Annotated in this window: 1 protein-coding gene; it reads right to left on the reverse strand. The window is 27.8% G+C overall.

Features of this window, described 5'->3' with window-relative positions:
- Nucleotides 1–499: 499 nt before the first annotated feature.
- Nucleotides 500–730, reverse strand: coding sequence for a hypothetical protein (locus DMC01_RS12630; protein ID WP_142694529.1), 231 nt, complete (start codon nucleotides 728–730; stop codon nucleotides 500–502).
- Nucleotides 731–817: the final 87 nt, after the last annotated feature.

Raw genomic sequence — 817 nt, forward strand, 5'->3', positions numbered from 1 at the left:
CCTCCTAAATTTAAAATATATTTGCTATAAATTTATTTTTGTTTATAATTTGTTTTTTTTTTTTTTATAAAGCTGAATTTTTCATTAATTTTAATAAAATTTTAAGCCAACTTAGGCTAAAATCTCGCATTTGCAATGGAAAAAAGCCTAACAAAAATCAAACATTTTATTTTCATTTAATGTGAATTTTTGTCAAATTTTAGTTCATTTTTGTTTAAAATTTATCATGTTTTAACCTTAATGAAATACAATTAACTCTTTTTTGCAAATTCAAAAATTAGCCTTAAAGAAAATTTTAAGCAAGGGCTTTGAATTTAAATCAAGCTTTGAGTTTAAAAATTCAAAGGATTAGAACTTTAAAAGTTTCAAGCTTAAAACAAAGAATAAAGCAAAAAAATTTCAAGGCTTGAATTTAAACATAGGCTTGAAAAAAGTTAAAAATCAAAGGCTTGAATTCAAAGAAAGCTTTAAATTCAAGCAAACAAGCAAGGGTTTAAATCTAAGTTTTAAAAATCAAAAACTTAAATTTAAGCCTTTTAAACTGAGTTTTGAATTTTAACAAGGCTTTGTTTTGCAAACAAAGCAAGGTTCCCTCTGTTGTGCGGAAAGTTCGCCTTTTAAAGCCCCCTATCTTGCGGAGGGGGTTTTGCTTCGCAAGGCTTGCAACCCGTTGGGTGGGGTGGGTATTTTGCATAGCAAAATGTCTTAGAGGATATTTGCTACAAAGCAAAATTCACAGCTTTAAACCGTTTGCTTTAAAATTAGCACTTAAAAAAGGTGTTAAGAAAGAAGCTTAAAATTAGGGCTTGAATTCAAA

The organism is Campylobacter troglodytis (genome assembly GCF_006864425.1).
GTDB classification, from domain to species: domain Bacteria; phylum Campylobacterota; class Campylobacteria; order Campylobacterales; family Campylobacteraceae; genus Campylobacter_D; species Campylobacter_D troglodytis.